This window comes from Priestia megaterium NBRC 15308 = ATCC 14581 (genome assembly GCF_000832985.1).
In the GTDB taxonomy this organism is placed as follows: domain Bacteria; phylum Bacillota; class Bacilli; order Bacillales; family Bacillaceae_H; genus Priestia; species Priestia megaterium.
In genome coordinates, this window is record NZ_CP009920.1 from 1,592,331 (window position 1) to 1,607,825 (window position 15,495).

The 15,495-nt window shown below is 38.2% G+C and carries 18 protein-coding genes and 3 other annotated features; of the genes, 2 read left to right on the forward strand and 16 right to left on the reverse strand.

Translation table 11 applies throughout. The features are described 5' to 3' along the window. Positions 1 to 2: 2 nt before the first annotated feature. Positions 3 to 1,037 carry a phenylalanine--tRNA ligase subunit alpha gene (pheS, locus tag BG04_RS08770; RefSeq protein ID WP_034648692.1) on the reverse strand — a complete coding sequence of 345 codons (1,035 nt, stop codon included), beginning with the start codon at positions 1,035 to 1,037 and terminating at the stop codon, positions 3 to 5. Positions 1,038 to 1,091: 54 nt separating this feature from the next. After that, positions 1,092 to 1,327: a binding site (T-box leader), on the reverse strand. Positions 1,328 to 1,375: 48 nt separating this feature from the next. Beyond that, on the reverse strand, positions 1,376 to 2,140 hold the full coding sequence (locus BG04_RS08775; RefSeq protein ID WP_172556174.1) for a TrmH family RNA methyltransferase: 765 nt from the start codon (positions 2,138 to 2,140) through the stop codon (positions 1,376 to 1,378). 140 nt (positions 2,141 to 2,280) lie between these two features. Here BG04_RS08775 and sspI point away from each other — a divergent pair, with 140 nt between their 5' ends. Then, on the forward strand, positions 2,281 to 2,487 hold the full coding sequence (gene sspI / locus BG04_RS08780) for a small acid-soluble spore protein SspI (RefSeq protein ID WP_013059420.1): 207 nt from the start codon (positions 2,281 to 2,283) through the stop codon (positions 2,485 to 2,487). 56 nt (positions 2,488 to 2,543) lie between these two features. Here sspI and BG04_RS08785 read toward each other — a convergent pair whose 3' ends face one another. Then, a complete protein-coding gene (locus BG04_RS08785) occupies positions 2,544 to 3,629 on the reverse strand; it encodes a M42 family metallopeptidase (RefSeq protein WP_034648688.1) in 1,086 nt (361 codons plus the stop codon). Positions 3,630 to 3,706: 77 nt separating this feature from the next. Then, positions 3,707 to 4,195: a dUTP diphosphatase gene (locus BG04_RS08790; protein WP_034648685.1), complete on the reverse strand. Its 489-nt coding sequence runs from the start codon at positions 4,193 to 4,195 to the stop codon at positions 3,707 to 3,709. A 132-nt stretch (positions 4,196 to 4,327) separates the two neighbouring features. Here BG04_RS08790 and BG04_RS08795 point away from each other — a divergent pair, with 132 nt between their 5' ends. Then, a complete protein-coding gene (locus BG04_RS08795) occupies positions 4,328 to 4,705 on the forward strand; it encodes a hypothetical protein (RefSeq protein WP_034648682.1) in 378 nt (125 codons plus the stop codon). A gap of 18 nt (positions 4,706 to 4,723) precedes the next feature. Here the strand turns inward: BG04_RS08795 and BG04_RS08800 are convergent, their stop codons facing one another. The 12 genes from BG04_RS08800 to BG04_RS08855 form a co-directional block, all read right to left on the reverse strand. Beyond that, the gene (locus BG04_RS08800; RefSeq protein WP_013085180.1) at positions 4,724 to 4,984 is read right to left on the reverse strand and encodes a DUF1294 domain-containing protein; all 261 of its coding nucleotides are present in this window, start codon (positions 4,982 to 4,984) and stop codon (positions 4,724 to 4,726) included. A gap of 60 nt (positions 4,985 to 5,044) precedes the next feature. Next, the gene (gene rplT / locus BG04_RS08805) at positions 5,045 to 5,404 is read right to left on the reverse strand and encodes a 50S ribosomal protein L20 (protein ID WP_013059425.1); all 360 of its coding nucleotides are present in this window, start codon (positions 5,402 to 5,404) and stop codon (positions 5,045 to 5,047) included. Between the two features lie 39 nt (positions 5,405 to 5,443). Continuing rightward, on the reverse strand, positions 5,444 to 5,644 hold the full coding sequence (gene rpmI, locus BG04_RS08810; RefSeq protein WP_013059426.1) for a 50S ribosomal protein L35: 201 nt from the start codon (positions 5,642 to 5,644) through the stop codon (positions 5,444 to 5,446). Positions 5,645 to 5,665: 21 nt separating this feature from the next. Continuing rightward, a complete protein-coding gene (gene infC, locus BG04_RS08815) occupies positions 5,666 to 6,169 on the reverse strand; it encodes a translation initiation factor IF-3 (protein WP_013059427.1) in 504 nt (167 codons plus the stop codon). Between the two features lie 69 nt (positions 6,170 to 6,238). Beyond that, positions 6,239 to 6,361 (reverse strand) — a sequence feature (ribosomal protein L20 leader region). A 171-nt stretch (positions 6,362 to 6,532) separates the two neighbouring features. Continuing rightward, positions 6,533 to 8,491 (reverse strand): threonine--tRNA ligase, encoded by a 1,959-nt coding sequence (gene thrS, locus BG04_RS08820; RefSeq protein WP_211186090.1) that lies wholly within the window; start codon positions 8,489 to 8,491, stop codon positions 6,533 to 6,535. A gap of 44 nt (positions 8,492 to 8,535) precedes the next feature. Next, positions 8,536 to 8,784 (reverse strand) — a binding site (T-box leader). A gap of 60 nt (positions 8,785 to 8,844) precedes the next feature. Continuing rightward, a complete protein-coding gene (gene ytxC / locus BG04_RS08825) occupies positions 8,845 to 9,705 on the reverse strand; it encodes a sporulation protein YtxC (RefSeq protein ID WP_034648675.1) in 861 nt (286 codons plus the stop codon). Positions 9,706 to 9,801: 96 nt separating this feature from the next. Beyond that, positions 9,802 to 10,734, reverse strand: coding sequence for a primosomal protein DnaI (dnaI, locus tag BG04_RS08830; RefSeq protein ID WP_013059430.1), 933 nt, complete (start codon positions 10,732 to 10,734; stop codon positions 9,802 to 9,804). Positions 10,735 to 10,766: 32 nt separating this feature from the next. Further along, positions 10,767 to 12,194 carry a replication initiation and membrane attachment family protein gene (locus BG04_RS08835; RefSeq protein WP_034648672.1) on the reverse strand — a complete coding sequence of 476 codons (1,428 nt, stop codon included), beginning with the start codon at positions 12,192 to 12,194 and terminating at the stop codon, positions 10,767 to 10,769. Between the two features lie 72 nt (positions 12,195 to 12,266). Continuing rightward, on the reverse strand, positions 12,267 to 12,728 hold the full coding sequence (gene nrdR, locus BG04_RS08840; RefSeq protein WP_013059432.1) for a transcriptional regulator NrdR: 462 nt from the start codon (positions 12,726 to 12,728) through the stop codon (positions 12,267 to 12,269). A gap of 243 nt (positions 12,729 to 12,971) precedes the next feature. Then, entirely contained in the window at positions 12,972 to 13,358 is a 387-nt protein-coding gene (locus tag BG04_RS08845; RefSeq protein WP_013085185.1) for a hypothetical protein, read from the reverse strand. A gap of 93 nt (positions 13,359 to 13,451) precedes the next feature. Next, a complete protein-coding gene (gene speD, locus BG04_RS08850; protein ID WP_013059434.1) occupies positions 13,452 to 13,832 on the reverse strand; it encodes an adenosylmethionine decarboxylase in 381 nt (126 codons plus the stop codon). 422 nt (positions 13,833 to 14,254) lie between these two features. Next, positions 14,255 to 15,286, reverse strand: coding sequence for a glyceraldehyde-3-phosphate dehydrogenase (locus tag BG04_RS08855; protein ID WP_016765702.1), 1,032 nt, complete (start codon positions 15,284 to 15,286; stop codon positions 14,255 to 14,257). Positions 15,287 to 15,495: the final 209 nt, after the last annotated feature.

The window sequence follows — 15,495 nt, forward strand, 5'->3', positions numbered from 1 at the left end:
CTTTATACTTGTTTAAATTGATCTAAGAAACGAACATCATTTGTATAGAAATGACGAATATCATCCACGCCGTGTTTTAACATAGCAATACGCTCTACACCGATTCCAAAAGCAAAACCACGATATTTAGTTGAATCGTATCCAGCCATTTCAAGAACATTTGGATGAACCATGCCAGCTCCTAAAATTTCAATCCAGCCTGTTTGTTTACACACATTACAGCCTTTACCTCCACATTTTGCACACGATACGTCTACTTCTACAGACGGCTCAGTGAATGGGAAGAAACTTGGACGAAGACGAATTTCACGGTCTGCACCGAACATCTTTTTCACAAATACTTCAAGCGTGCCTTTTAAATCGCTCATACGAATGTTTTCGTCTACTACAAGACCTTCAATTTGCATGAATTGATGAGAATGCGTAGCATCATCGTCATCGCGGCGATACACTTTACCTGGGCAGATAATTTTAACAGGTCCTTTGCCTTCATTCTTGTTCATAACACGAGCTTGAACAGTTGATGTATGCGTACGAAGAAGCGTTTCTTCCGTAATATAGAACGTATCTTGCATATCACGTGCTGGGTGACCTTTTGGCAAGTTCAGCGCTTCGAAATTATAGTAGTCCTGCTCTACTTCCGGTCCTTCTGCTACTTCATAGCCCATTCCTAAGAATAAATCTTCTACTTCTTCAACCACGCTTGTTAGCGGGTGATGCGTACCTGCTTTAACAGGGCGTCCTGGCAGCGTTACGTCGATTGTTTCTGAAGCAAGTTTACGCTCTACCTCAGCTGTTTCTAACGCCGTTTGTTTTTCTTCAATTTTAGATGCAATAGCTTCACGCACTTCATTTGCAAGTGCTCCCATTACAGGACGCTCTTCAGCTGAAAGTTTTCCCATACCGCGAAGTACTTCTGTGATAGGGCCTTTCTTTCCTAAATAAGCTACGCGTACGTCGTTTAATTCTTTTAAAGCACTTGCTGCTTCGACTTTTGCAATTGCTTCTTGTTGAAGTTCTTGTAAACGTTCTTTCATCACTTATTCCTCCTTTTAACGTAAAAAATGACAAATAAAAAAACCTCCTCCCAAAAAAGGGACGAGGATTAGTCGCGTTACCACCCTTGTTAACTATATACACAGACGTATACAGTTCACTTCATTCAAGTTAACGGAATCTCCGGAACACCTTTACATCTATGTAAGATGGTCTAAGTGTCAACTCAAGAGGTGAATTCACTTATTACATTTATAAAAATGCTTTCAGTCGCGGCATTTTCTCCCTGCATAAACGGACATAAGCTACTGCTCTCTTTCATCGTTTTTTACATATGTAACTATTGTATTATTATAGTGAAAACACGTTCTCGATGCAACTACATTCCGCGTAAATAATAAAGTAAGATTCCAGAAGCGATGGCAACATTTAGCGACTCGCTCTTTCCATAGATGGGAATGTACAGATTCTGATCCGTTTGTTCCAGCACTTTCTCGCTTACGCCGTTTCCTTCATTTCCCACAATCAGCGCAAATTCGTTTGAAGGTTTTACGCATGTATAGACCTTTCCATTTTGTAGAGACGTGCCGTAAACTGCTATTCCTCTTTCTTTTAACAGTGAAATCATTTCGAGTAAATCGCCTTTTACAATTGGAAGATGAAAAATAGCTCCTTGCGTTGAACGAACGACTTTTGGGTTGTACACATCCACGCTGCCCTCTCCAACGATAATAGCGTCCACTCCGGCAGCATCAGCAGTTCGAATAATCGTACCTAGGTTACCTGGATCTTGCACCCCATCTAAAAGCAATACTTTCTGTGCTGTATGAATGATTTCTGCATGCTTCGTTTGAAAACACACAGCGATAATTCCTTGAGGTGTTTCGGTGTCAGATAATAATTTGATTATTGCTTCGTTGACAACGGTTATTTCGATACCGTCTATGTTCCACTGTGCTGGCACTTCGATCGATTCGCGTATAATTAGTTCCTTTACGCAATCCTTATTTTTGATAGCTTCTTCGACTAAATGAAAGCCTTCTACCATAAAAAGGCCCTGCTTATCACGGTCTTTTTTATTATGCAGCTTTTTCCACGCTTTTACCTGCGGATTTTTAACTGAATCAATTTGTTTCACAAACATAACTCCTTTATCTATATAAAAATAAATAGTTCGATTACATTTTGCTCAATAATCATTAGATAAGTTTCACTTTATTGTACATAGAAATCGCAAAGAAAACAAAAACTATTGGTAACTTTACGATAGCTGAGGTGAAAATGATGGATCTTAATTTACGAAATGCTGTTATTGCAAATGTTTCAGGAAACTCAAAAGAAGAGCTTGAAGCTACAATTTCTGACGCTATTCAAAGCGGCGAAGAAAAAATGCTCCCTGGACTTGGTGTTTTATTTGAGGTGCTTTGGGAAAAGTCTCCAGAATCAGAAAAAGAAGAAATTCTGACAACGCTTGAAAACGGTTTAAAATAAATAGCCTTGTCCTATGTACAGCAAAAAGCTCATTCTCCTAGGAGAATGAGCTTTTTTTAATTATACGTAATTGCGTTCACCGTATTTCGGTCTAAGCGTTTAATTACTTCCGCAATTAATTTAACTGCATTTTCATAATCATCACGATGAAGCATCGCTGCATGAGAATGGATATAACGAGTTGCGATCGTAATCGAAAGTGCTGGCACCCCGTTAGCTGAAATATGGATAGAACCTGAGTCCGTACCGCCTCCAGCGATTGCATCAAATTGATATGGAATATTTAATTCATCTGCCACATCTACCACTGTATCTCGAAGTCCTTTATGAGAAACCATGGAAGCATCATATAAAATGATTTGCGGACCCTCTCCCATTTTAGAAGATGCTTCTTTATCAGAAACACCAGGTGTATCTCCAGCGATGCCGACATCAACAGCAAATGCAATATCCGGTTCAATAAAGTTAGCAGATGTTTTTGCACCTCGGAGTCCAACTTCTTCTTGCACCGTTCCTACACCATACACAACATTTTCATGTTTTTCATTTTTTAAAGCTTTTAATACATCGATAGCGATTGCACAACCAATACGGTTATCCCAGGCCTTCGCTAGCAGCATCTTTTCATTGTTCATAACCGTAAATTCGAAATAAGGTACAACCTGATCACCAGGTTTTACTCCCCACTCCGCTACTTCTTCTCTGCTAGAAGCACCAATATCGATGAACATATCTTTAATGTCAACTGGCTTTTTGCGAACTTCTGGGGGCAGGATATGAGGAGGCTTTGAGCCAATAATCCCCGTTACCTCTCCTTTAGATGTCACGATGGTTACGCGTTGAGCAAGCATAACTTGAGACCACCATCCGCCTACCGTTTGAAAACGAATAAAGCCGCGTTCATCAATTTGAGTCACCATAAAACCAACTTCATCTAAGTGACCGGCTACCATAATTTTAGGCCCTTGTTCGTTGCCTACTTTTTTTGCAATCAAACTGCCTAGCCCATCCGTCGTTACTTCATCTGCATAAGGTGCAATATATTTCTTCATAACCTCACGCGGTTCACGCTCATTTCCAGGAATTCCTTTTGCATCTGTTAGTGCTTTAAGCATCGTCAATGTTTCATCTAACTTTGTCATATGGATTACCCCTTTCATATGTATACCTCTATTATAGCTAAAAAGAGGTTGAAGTAAAATTTCCCATCACTTTATTTCTAGTATCCTTGTTCTTGGCGTTTAAAATTCACTTCATTTTTTGAGATGTACGCCTTTTCGATATGTTCAGCGGAAAAACCAAACATATCGCCAAGCGTCATGTAAGATACAAACATGTCCACATAGTTTTCTTTCGACTGATCCTGCTCGAAAGCAGCAACTTGTGCAAACACCTGTAAAAATTGTGCTGTTTTTGAATCACTTGCTTTTGCATTTGGTAACTCAGTTAAATCATCGTATCCTTTTTCAATCCCTAAAGAAAGGATAAAATGTACGCCGTCCACAAATTCTTCTAAAATAACAGCGTCTTCAGCCGGAGGTTTGACGCTCCAAAATTTGAAGCAGCGCGTTTCGTTTGCCAGCTCTCCCATTTCGACAAGCAGTGCTAAAAGCTTTCTCGGAATCAAATCTTCCTTTTGAAGCTCATGCTTATCCTCTATATGCTGATCCAGCTGGCGCTGCATGGTAAATAGCTGTTGTAAATTCAATGTAATCACTCCTGTAATTATGTATATCTTCTTCTTTTTAAACCAATAAAGAAATTATATCAAAAATCATGAAACTTTTTAGAAACTCGAACGTAAAGTAAGAAAACTGTGCCTTGTAAAGGAGGGAGCGTTATGTTTGTTATTGTTATCGTTCGCGTGTTCATTTTCGCGCTTGTTGCTTACACACTATTAAAGCTGGTTCAGCATTTTCGCAGTCCAAAGCGGAAGCTTGTAGCAGCTCAGGAACATCAGCAATTTTTTGTCGTTGACGAAAAAACGAATATCCGCAAAAATTTTCTACTAACGTATAAAGGTATTTTATTTGAAGGAGAAAAATACAGCAATCCCAATGAACCAGAATCTTTGTCAATTACAATGGTGTTAACAGATCCATCTCGATTACATGAACTGCAAAAACAAGATTTCAAGCTGCTGGAAAGCCACGTACACGAAATGTATCCAAATGCTCCTATTCGCTGGAAAAGCCCCGTTCGAGAATTTTTACACTGAGCACAAAATCATTTGTGCTCAGCTGATAACAAAAAAGAAAAGTAAATCAAGAGCAGCAAGAATAGGAAAACCTACTGTAAACGATGTATGCTTCGTTTTATGACGATAGCAATACATACCAATCAGTCCTCCAAGAGCTCCTCCGATAGCAGCTACCGTCCACAGTGTGCTTTCGGCAATTCTCCACTCATGTCTTTTCGCTTTTTGTTTATCTCTATACATCATTCCTACCCCTACTATATTAATAGCAATAAAATAGGTAAGCAGCAGTTCATTCATGATAGGTCCTCCGATAGCAAAAAAGCCTCATCATCTAAAGATGACGAGACTTTATATTCATTACTTATCTAAGCCTTTTTTAGCAGCAGTTGCTAATTCAGCAAATGCTTTTTCATCAGCTACAGCTAAGTCAGCAAGCATTTTGCGGTTAACTTCAATACCTGCTAATTTTAAACCGTGCATTAAACGGCTGTAAGAAAGACCGTTCATACGAGCAGCTGCATTAATACGTGTGATCCATAATTTACGGAAGTCACGTTTTTTCTGACGACGGTCACGATAAGCATACATGTGAGATTTCATAACTTGCTGATTAGCAACTTTATATAATCTATGCTTCGAACCGAAGAAACCTTTAGCTAATTTTAAAACTTTTTTACGACGTTTGCGTGTTACTGTACCGCCTTTTACGCGTGGCATAATTGTTTACCTCCTGTATTGTTTCTATCTCAACCCAAATTACTTAATGTTATCTAATAAGTGACGGATACGTTTGAAGTCACCTTTGCTTACTAAAGAACCTTTACGTAATTTACGCTTTTGTTTTGTAGATTTGTTAGCGAATAAATGGCTTGTATAAGCACGAGCACGTTTTAATTTACCGCTTCCAGTCTTTTTGAAACGCTTTGCAGCGCCACGATGTGTTTTCATTTTTGGCATGGGGTGTTCCTCCTCGTTCTATTACTTTTCGTTTTTAGGTGCCAAGACTAAGAACATGCTGCGGCCTTCCATTTTAGGAGCCGATTCAACTGAACTTACATCTTCGCAAGCTTGTGAAAAACGTTCAAGTACTTTTTGGCCAATCCCTTTATGAGTAATGGCACGACCTTTAAAGCGAATAGACGCTTTCACTTTGTCACCTTTTTCAAGGAACTTGCGTGCGTTACGAAGTTTAGTGTTAAAATCATGTTCATCAATTGTTGGACTTAAACGAACTTCTTTTAAGTTTACAACTTTTTGGTTTTTACGAGCCTCTCTTTCTTTACGTTGTTGCTCATAGCGGAATTTACCGTAGTCCATAATACGACATACCGGCGGTTTCGCATTTGCAGCAACCATTACTAAGTCAAGATTTACTCGTGAAGCAATTTCTAATGCTTCATTTTTTGATTTAATTCCTAATTGTTCACCGTTTTGATCAATTAGACGAACTTCGCGAGCTCGAATGCCCTCGTTTACCATCATGTCCTTGCTAATAAGTAGCCACCTCCAAGGTTTAATGAGCGAATACGCTTGCTTAGACCGATTATTAACTCACACAAAAAAGTGTGAGTACATACTGCACCCACACTTCTATCGTTTTAATTAAGATACGATGTACCTGCTAACTGCTCTATGCGTCACTCAGGTGAGAAGCGGGTGCTTCTTCTTCTGTATAAACAAGTATTCAATTACTTAAGCTATTATAGTATCAACAAAGACAAAAGTCAATGATTTCGTTCTTTTTTCACAACAAAAATTATTGTATCAAAGGAAAAACATTTATGCAACAGTTTTTTATAAATGTTAGATAAAAAAGCAGAGAATTTCAATTCTCTGCTTTTTTCATTAGCGAGATGCTTCTGCTTTTACATTTTGTAAAAAGGCTTGGAAGTCCACTGTTTCTGAATTCTGCTCACCGTATTTACGTACGTTTACTGCTTTATCTTCTACTTCTTTATCCCCTACAACAAGCATATAAGGAATTTTTTGCATTTGAGCCTCACGGATTTTATAGCCGATTTTCTCATCGCGAGAATCAAGTTCCACACGAATACCCGCCAGCTGAAGCTGTTCTTGCACTTCTTTTGCATACTCAAGGTGAACGGTAGGTGATACCGGAATCACTTGAACTTGTACAGGTGCTAACCACGTTGGGAAAGCTCCTTTGTATTCTTCGATTAAGAAAGCTACAAAACGTTCCATTGTTGACACCACGCCGCGGTGAATAACAACCGGTCGATGTTGTTTTCCGTCTTCTCCTACATACGTTAAATCAAATCGTTCAGGAAGTAAGAAATCCAATTGAACCGTAGATAGCGTCTCTTCTTTACCAAGCGCTGTTTTAACTTGAACGTCTAGTTTTGGACCGTAGAATGCCGCTTCGCCTTCAGCTTCATAATAATCAAGGTCAAGCTCATCCATTGCGTCTTTTAACATGCTTTGTGCTTTTTCCCACATTGCATCATCATCAAAGTATTTTTCTGTATCTGCAGGGTCACGGTAAGATAGACGGAATGAATAATTTTCAAATCCAAAATCTTTATAAACCGCTTCAACTAAGCGAACTACACGAATAAATTCTTCTTTGATTTGGTCGGGACGTACAAAGATATGCGCATCATTTAGCGTCATGCCTCGAACACGCTGAAGTCCTGATAATGCTCCTGACATTTCGTAGCGGTGCATCGTTCCAAGCTCAGCAATACGGATTGGAAGCTCACGATAGCTGTGAATACCTTGTTTGTAAACCATCATGTGATGAGGACAGTTCATCGGACGAAGAACCAGGTCTTCGTTATCCATTTCCATTGCAGGGAACATGTCATCTTGGTAGTGCTCCCAGTGACCAGACGTTTTGTAAAGTTCTACACTTCCGAGCACTGGAGTGTAAACGTGCTGATAACCAAGGCTTACTTCTTTATCTACGATATAACGCTCGATAATACGGCGGATCGTCGCACCTTTTGGAAGCCATAAAGGCAGACCTTGTCCTACTTTTTGAGAATTTGTAAATAAGTTTAGCTCTTTACCAAGTTTACGGTGATCACGTTCTTTTGCTTCTTCAAGAAGACGAAGATGCTCGTCTAAATCTGCTTTTGTAAAGAATGCTGTACCGTAAATACGCTGCAGCATTTGATTATCGCTGTCTCCGCGCCAATAAGCACCCGCCACGCTTAATAGTTTAAATTCTTTAATTTTGCCTGTTGACGGCACGTGCACACCTCGGCAAAGGTCAAAGAATTCGCCTTGTTGGTAAATCGTAACCTTTTCACCTGCTGGAATCGCATCGATCAATTCAAGCTTCAGTTCATCGCCAACTTCTTTAAAAAGTTGAATGGCTTCTTCACGAGAAACTTCTTTTCGTTCAATTTCAATATTTGAATTAACGATTTTTTTCATTTCTTTTTCAATTTTACCTAAATCTTCAGGAGTAATTGATTCTTCCATATCGATGTCATAGTAAAAACCGTTTTCGATAACCGGCCCTACACCTAGCTGTACTTTTGTATCTTTGTATAAACGTTTGATTGCTTGAGCCATTAAATGCGCTGTACTGTGACGCATAATTTCAAGCGCTTCAGGAGCATCTTGCGTAATGATTTCAAGACTGCCATCTTCTTCGATTGGCGTACGTAAATCCAGCAGCTCGCCGTTTACTTTGCCTGCTAATGCTTTTTTCTTTAATCCCGGGCTAATAGAAGCCGCAATATCTTCTGTTGATGATCCTTTTGGATACTCTTTAACAGCTCCATCAGGGAATGTCATTTTGATTACTTCTGACACAACTTTCCACTCCTTTAACATAACTGAATAAACTTTTTGTAAAAACAAAAAACTCGTCCCTTATCAAAAGGGACGAGTTGTGTATACACGCGGTACCACCCTTGTTTCCTCTTCGTATCTTGGATAACCCAAAGAACCCGAAGCGGCTCGAGGTTTTATAACGGAAATTCCGTCAGTAATTACTAGAGGCTCTGCTCGTTTACTACTGAAGTTTAGAGGTGGTAAGAATATATTCCGTGTTAGGAGATTTTCAGCCTAGATCTCCCTCTCTACAAACCGTAAATATAGACTCATGTCCTCATCATAACTTGTAACATATAGCTGTTTTTCAATATGCATTTATTATATTCATTTTCAAAATAGAAATCAACCTTTCACGTTATATTTTGCTTTTGATCAAAAGGAAATTCATTTTTTTCGTATAACATAACTTTTTCTTGGAAGATATTTTGAATGGTATAAACAAAATCATGATCATGCTGGTCGCTATACAGATGAATAGCAGCTGGAGATAAACTTAGCAAAGGCGCGATAATAGTTGAGTCTATGTATAATGATTCTTGTTCAGATAAAAAGGCCTCTGCTAGAGCTGCACATTCACGTTCAGGAACATATCTACTGTTGTGGTCGTACAACACAAACTTGTTTTTATTCACGTGCATTACATACACGTTACCTGTAGATGACTGTCTTTCATTAGCTGCTTGACGCAGCTGATGAATAAGAATTTGATAGTCTTGTTCAAGCTTATATTCATCAATCGCCAGCTCGGCATAATAGCGCAGCCGCTCTTGATATTCTTTTAAACGGAATTGGAGAAAAGACTCAAAGGTGAATGTTACATTATGAATGAAGAAATCTTGAAGAGCCTGGCGGATAAGTAATTCTCTTGGAAGAGAAAATGTTTTTTGCGGAATTTCGCCTCTCTCTCCTTCCATAATCCCCCCCATAATTTGAAGCAGCAAATCTTGTTCTTCCTCTTCTGAATAGAAAAATTGTTCTTTTAATATGTTTACCATCATCTTTTTTTCTTTCTTTTTTAAAATTACGTGCGTTAATACCGGTATCACCATGTCTTGTAAAATGGCCTCTCTATTGTATGTCTCATCAATGACTAAAAGCTGATTATTCACCAGCTTCAAGCACTGTGAACCATATGATAAAGCGCTTCGCTTCGCGCATAAAGACTCATATACAATGACTGCGTCTTCTACATATTTAAAGAATATTTTCATTCCTCATAGCCCCCCTTTGGACACGCTTTATTAATGTATATGGGGCAACATGCAAAAAAATGAGCAAGTCGTTACAAGAAATGTAAAACGACCTGCTCATCTATTTCGTTTATTCTCTCCATTCATTTCAACAGGAATGGCTAGAGACTTAATTCGTTCCATGACACGAGCGGCTTTTAGCTCTTCCTGCTCGCCTCTTTGGGTATAAGTCAAATGATGTTGAAGCTCTTTAAAATTTAAATTCGAGCTGAAAAATGTCGGCAAATTTTCGAGCATGCGGAATTGTAAAATGGTTCCGAGCACATCGTCTCGCATCCAGCTCGTTACGGATTCTGCTCCGAGATCATCAAGCATAAGAACCGGTACTTTTTTAACATACTCTATTTTCTCATTAAAGCTTTGATCTTGAAACGAACCTTTTAACTCACGCAAAAACTCCGGGACGTATAAAATTGTGGACTTCACTTTCTTTTCGGCTAACGCATTGGCAATTGCTCCAAGAAAATACGTTTTCCCCACACCAAACGAACCGTGTAAATATAAAGCTTTCATTTTCTTATTTGGCTCATATTCTCGAACAAAATCTCTTACTAGTTTAATGGCTTCAAATCTTCCCTGCTCAATTTCAATATCAGACATCGTTGCCTGTAAAATTTCTTTGGGCACGTACATACACTGAATAAAAGATTCTTGTTCTTTCCGCTCATCTTCTTGTACTTTTCTAGGACAGCGTTCATACTGTAAATCAATATTACGGCCTTTTACAACCAGCTGAGGGTGATACCCCTTCACCATATTGACACAGCTTTGCAGAGAAGGACACTTGTCACAGCATTTGCTTTGGTCGATAAATTCATGCATCTTCATCAGACCTCGGTCAACCATTTGCTCATCTAACTCATGGCGATGCTCTTGCAGAAACGTTTTAACTTCGGGATTAGATAGAATACTGTTTCTTAATGCTTCTAAGCGTGCTTTAAAATCCTTTTTGTTCACCAACTGATTTAGTGAATCATTGATAGGCTTCATCTTTTTCACCTCATCTCTATCATACCTGCTTTTTATTCTTTATGCTTTTGTTTTAGCTCTTGATCTAACTGCTTGAGCTCTTCTTGTAGCTTTCGTTTTTCTTCTTCAAATCCATCCACTTCTTTTGAAGGCTGCTTTTTCTCTTCTTTTTCTTCATCGCTCAGCCACTCTGGTACCATTTCTTTACGCACAATTTTTCGTCCAGCCGTTTTTTTATTTTGCTTTGCTTCGGTCCAATTCTGATATTCTTTCTGTTCATTTTTAGCTAAATTCATGGCATCTTGAACAGTTTGTACCTTTTTGCGCGCCCAGTGTCCAGCAATTTTCTCTACATAGCTCTTAGATAATTTCATATCGGATCTCAGCATCACGTAGTAAATCAGAACATTTACTACCCCTGGTGAAAGCTTTTGGTTAAACATCACTTCTTCGATCATTTGCAAATCTGCTTTTGAAGGCTCTGCTCCCCCGGAAAACTCGATCAAAAGCTGTCGAGGAGAGGTCACTTCAAGCTGTTGAATAAGCTGCTCTTCCTTTGTCTGCGGCTGCTTTTCCTGCATGGTACGAAGCATAGGCGGCTGAATTTGTTCGCTTAGATTTGGAAGTGCTTCTCCATTTTCAAATTGGTAAAAGGACTGCGCTGCTTTTCTAAGCAATTCAATATCAACTTGATCGTTCTCATTTAGCGAATCGAGCACCACATTTTTCATTTGAAGAGGATCAATACCGTATAAAAAGGCTAGCTTTTCAATCGCTTGTTTTACTTTAGATGTAATGGACCTTTTTGAAATCATTGAATCTGTTAGACCTGCTAAAAATAAATCAAAATCAAAGGAATCCAGGCTCATCTCAATAGAAGCGCGTTTGGAGGAATCCACAAAGTCCGTTTGAGCATCGGGAGAAAATACATCCTTGCTTTCAGACTGAAAACTTGGAGCCAGCTCTGTTGCTTTAACCGATTTAAATACATCGTTAAATGAATGCGTCACATCTTTGAACGATTGGTCATCGACGAGTGAATCAGAAAAATAATTTTTTACTTTTTGAAAGATAGATTTTCCGAGTCGGTTATATAAATATACATTTAACACGCCATCGTTAAAAAACTGATGGGGCGTCAGAGGAGGAATGAGCTCATAAATAAACACACGAACATCATCTTCTTCCTTAATATATGTTTTTAACAAACCAATGCCTTCTAATTTTAACCGCTCATGGTAAATAGCTTTCAAATTAATTTGCATCATTGACATTAGATGATGATGCGTAGACTCTTTCCCCCATAAACGATCTTGTTCCAGCTCGCTCCATAACGTCATATACAGACCAAAGCACGTTGTACCCACCAACGGCTGATAGAGCATGGTTAAAATCTTTCGGTCGTATTCCTGCAGTATGCCGTTCGAACGAACAACATAACGATCGACCGGTATCATTTCTTTCCAATGTTGTTCTTTCATGTCGTTCCCTACCTACTTTTAAAGTAATAGAAATGACAAAAAAAGAGCCTAAAGAATACTTCAATAGCTCTTTTACAGTCGTTCCTTCTTAATTAAATCTTTTAATTCATCAATAAATACATTGATGTCTTTAAATTGTCGGTATACAGAAGCAAATCGAACATAAGAGACTTCATCGATAGCAGCTAATCGCTCCATCACCATTTCTCCTACCACATCTGACTGCACCTCTGATGTACCCTGACTGCGCAGCTCTGTTTCAATATCGTGTACGGTATCTTCTAATTGTTTTAAGCTTACTTGGCGTTTTTCGCACGCCTTGATTAACCCTCGAAGGATTTTGTCTTTGCTGAACTCTTCTCTCGCTCCATCTTTTTTTACAACAATTAACGGAAGTTCTTCTACTTTCTCAAAAGTTGTAAAACGATAGTGACACTCTTCGCATTCACGTCTTCTACGAATAGAGCGGCCTTCTTCTACAGGGCGCGAGTCCAGCACTCTCGTTCCATTGTAATGACAGGATGGGCACTTCATATTCTCAGCTCCAATAATAAACCTTGTTTTTCTTTTTGTTTTCTCTTATATAAGTTAATTTCCATCTATGTTAGTCGGCTATTCACCATTTATTATGATTTTTATCATCATTTCCTTTAACAAACACGATGCTGTATTAAAGGATTTGCTTTATTCCATCTTATAGAAAACAAGGCTTGAATACAAGTAAAGGAAAAGGAATTTCCCCATTTTATTTCCTGAAATTCAAAAATGATAAGGAACTTACGAAGAAAGAGGAATAAGTTTTTGATCAAAGCTCTTATAAAGCGTACGTACAAGTTCTTTACTAAAACCAAAATCAACCGGCACCACTTTTGATTCTGTTGTAGCAGAAAAATCGATAGCGGTTTCAAGAGGACGTACGTTAATAATGGTAATCACAACAAAAGCTTTTCTTCCTTTTACAACGTTTAAGCTAATCTCTCCTCGCTCTTCATATGCAGCAAGTATCTCTATCCCTTGCATGTGCTTCAACATTTCATGAACTTGCTTAAATGCATTCCCGGCCGTTGTTTTGTAATAATGCGTTTTTAGAGTCGGATCTGAATGGTGATCGCTTGTTTCTACATGATTAGAAAATAAAGATTTAACTGCTTGTACTACCCCCATGTTCTTATCCCCTTTGTGTTTGCGTATTAAAAATTTATATACCAAAAAGAGGTGTGTAATACACCTCTTAACTTACGTAATCAATCGACACTATTAAAGTGCATTCGCTTTAGTTTGTTTTACCTGAACAGGACCCATTCCACGTGGTAATTCAATTGTTTCACGTGTCTGTGCACTTAGAGCATCTGCAATATAATCTGCTGCGATTGTAGGATCTAAATGACCACAAGTATAAACATCGATACTTGCATAACCATGCTCTGGGAAGCTGTGAATCGTTAAATGTGATTCTGAAATAATAACAACGCCACTTACACCTTGAGGTGCAAATTTATGGAACGCTACTTCGCGAACTTCCGCACCAGATTTTAAAGCTGCATCAACAAACGTTTTTTCAATATAATCAATATCATTTAACTTATCGAAATCGCATCCCCATAATTCTGAGATGACATGACGACCCATTGTTTCCATAATGATATTTCCCCCTTTAACAATTTTTAATCGTTAAACATGAAGTTCTTTCGCCATATAGCATGTTAACTACCACGGGGGAAAGTTAGTCCAAAGAGGTCCTAACCCTTTAAGTAGCCACATCACCGAAAGGTACACAAGAAGTTCACGAAACATAGTATACTTTGTTTACATTTATTTTGCAATACGTGTTTTGATTTTATTAAAGATTGTTCTTGCAGATAGACCTATACAAATTACCCCTGTATTCTCGTGAGACAGTGTGTAAAAGCTGCTAAACGACTATTAATTTTTTATTAAAATTGAGGAAAATAAACACTCCTTTGCATGCTTATCTTATTGCTTTTCCCTATTCTTTTGAATAAAAACAAAAAAAACAGGGCGACAGCTCCCTGTTTTTTTAAAAGCAATCAATAGCTTTCTTAGCTTACTCTTATTTTTGATCCATTACGCATTTCTGCAGCAATATATCTTACCAAATCGACTACGCGCTGCGAGTAGCCCCACTCGTTATCGTACCAAGCTAACACTTTAATTTTATGATCTTCCATTACGATCGTGGATAGTCCATCTACAATAGCTGAATGAGGATTTGTATTAAAGTCAATTGATACGAGTGGTTCCATTGTTAAATTTAAAATATTCTTTAATGGTCCTTCAGCAGCTTTAATAAACGCTAAATTAACATCTTCCATCGTCACAGGTTTCCTTACATCCACAACTAAATCGACAAGCGATACGTTCGGCGTTGGCACACGAAGCGCCATCCCATGAAGTTTTCCTTTTAAATGAGGAAGAACTAATGAAAGTGCCTTGGCTGCTCCAGTGGTTGTAGGAATAATTGATTGAGCACACGCACGAGCTCTTCGCAAATCTTTATGCGGATTATCGATATTCTTTTGATCATTTGTATATGCATGAACGGTCGTCATTAAACCGTTTTCAATTGTGAACGCTTCGTCTAGTACCTTGACAACTGGAGCTAGACAATTTGTCGTACAAGAGGCATTGGAAATAATGTTATGCTGATTCACATCAAACTCTCGTTCATTTACGCCCATCACAATAGTGATATCTTCTTGTTTACCCGGTGCCGTTAAGACAACTTTTTTCGCACCTGCTTCAATATGTAACTGCGCTTTTTCTCTTGAATTAAATTTTCCCGTTGCTTCAACAACTAGATCAATCCCAAGCTCTTTCCAAGGCAAATTCAGCGGATCACGTGAATTTAATAGCTGAATTCTTTTACCGTTAACAATTAGCGCATCATCATCACATTTGACATCTCCATTAAATGCTCCGTGTATAGAGTCATATTTGATTAAATGTGCTAACGTTTCTGCTGGATAAGATGCATTTATTGCAATAATATCTAAATTCTCCTCTATAATCGCTGTGCGAAACACCATTCTTCCTATTCTCCCAAAACCATTAATGGCAATACGTGCTTTCATGGCTATACCCCTCTCTATATGTGTTATACTATTTAACTTTTTATATTGAATAGTATAACATAAATATTTAAAAAGTGAATAATATTAATTTTTTTTAATAAATTATTTTAATTAAGTTTTACTATATGTATATAGCGAGAACAGATATTTAACACATTCTTTTTTAGAAGCCCTTAAATATTCCCAATAAAAAAAGAGTGAATGCAATC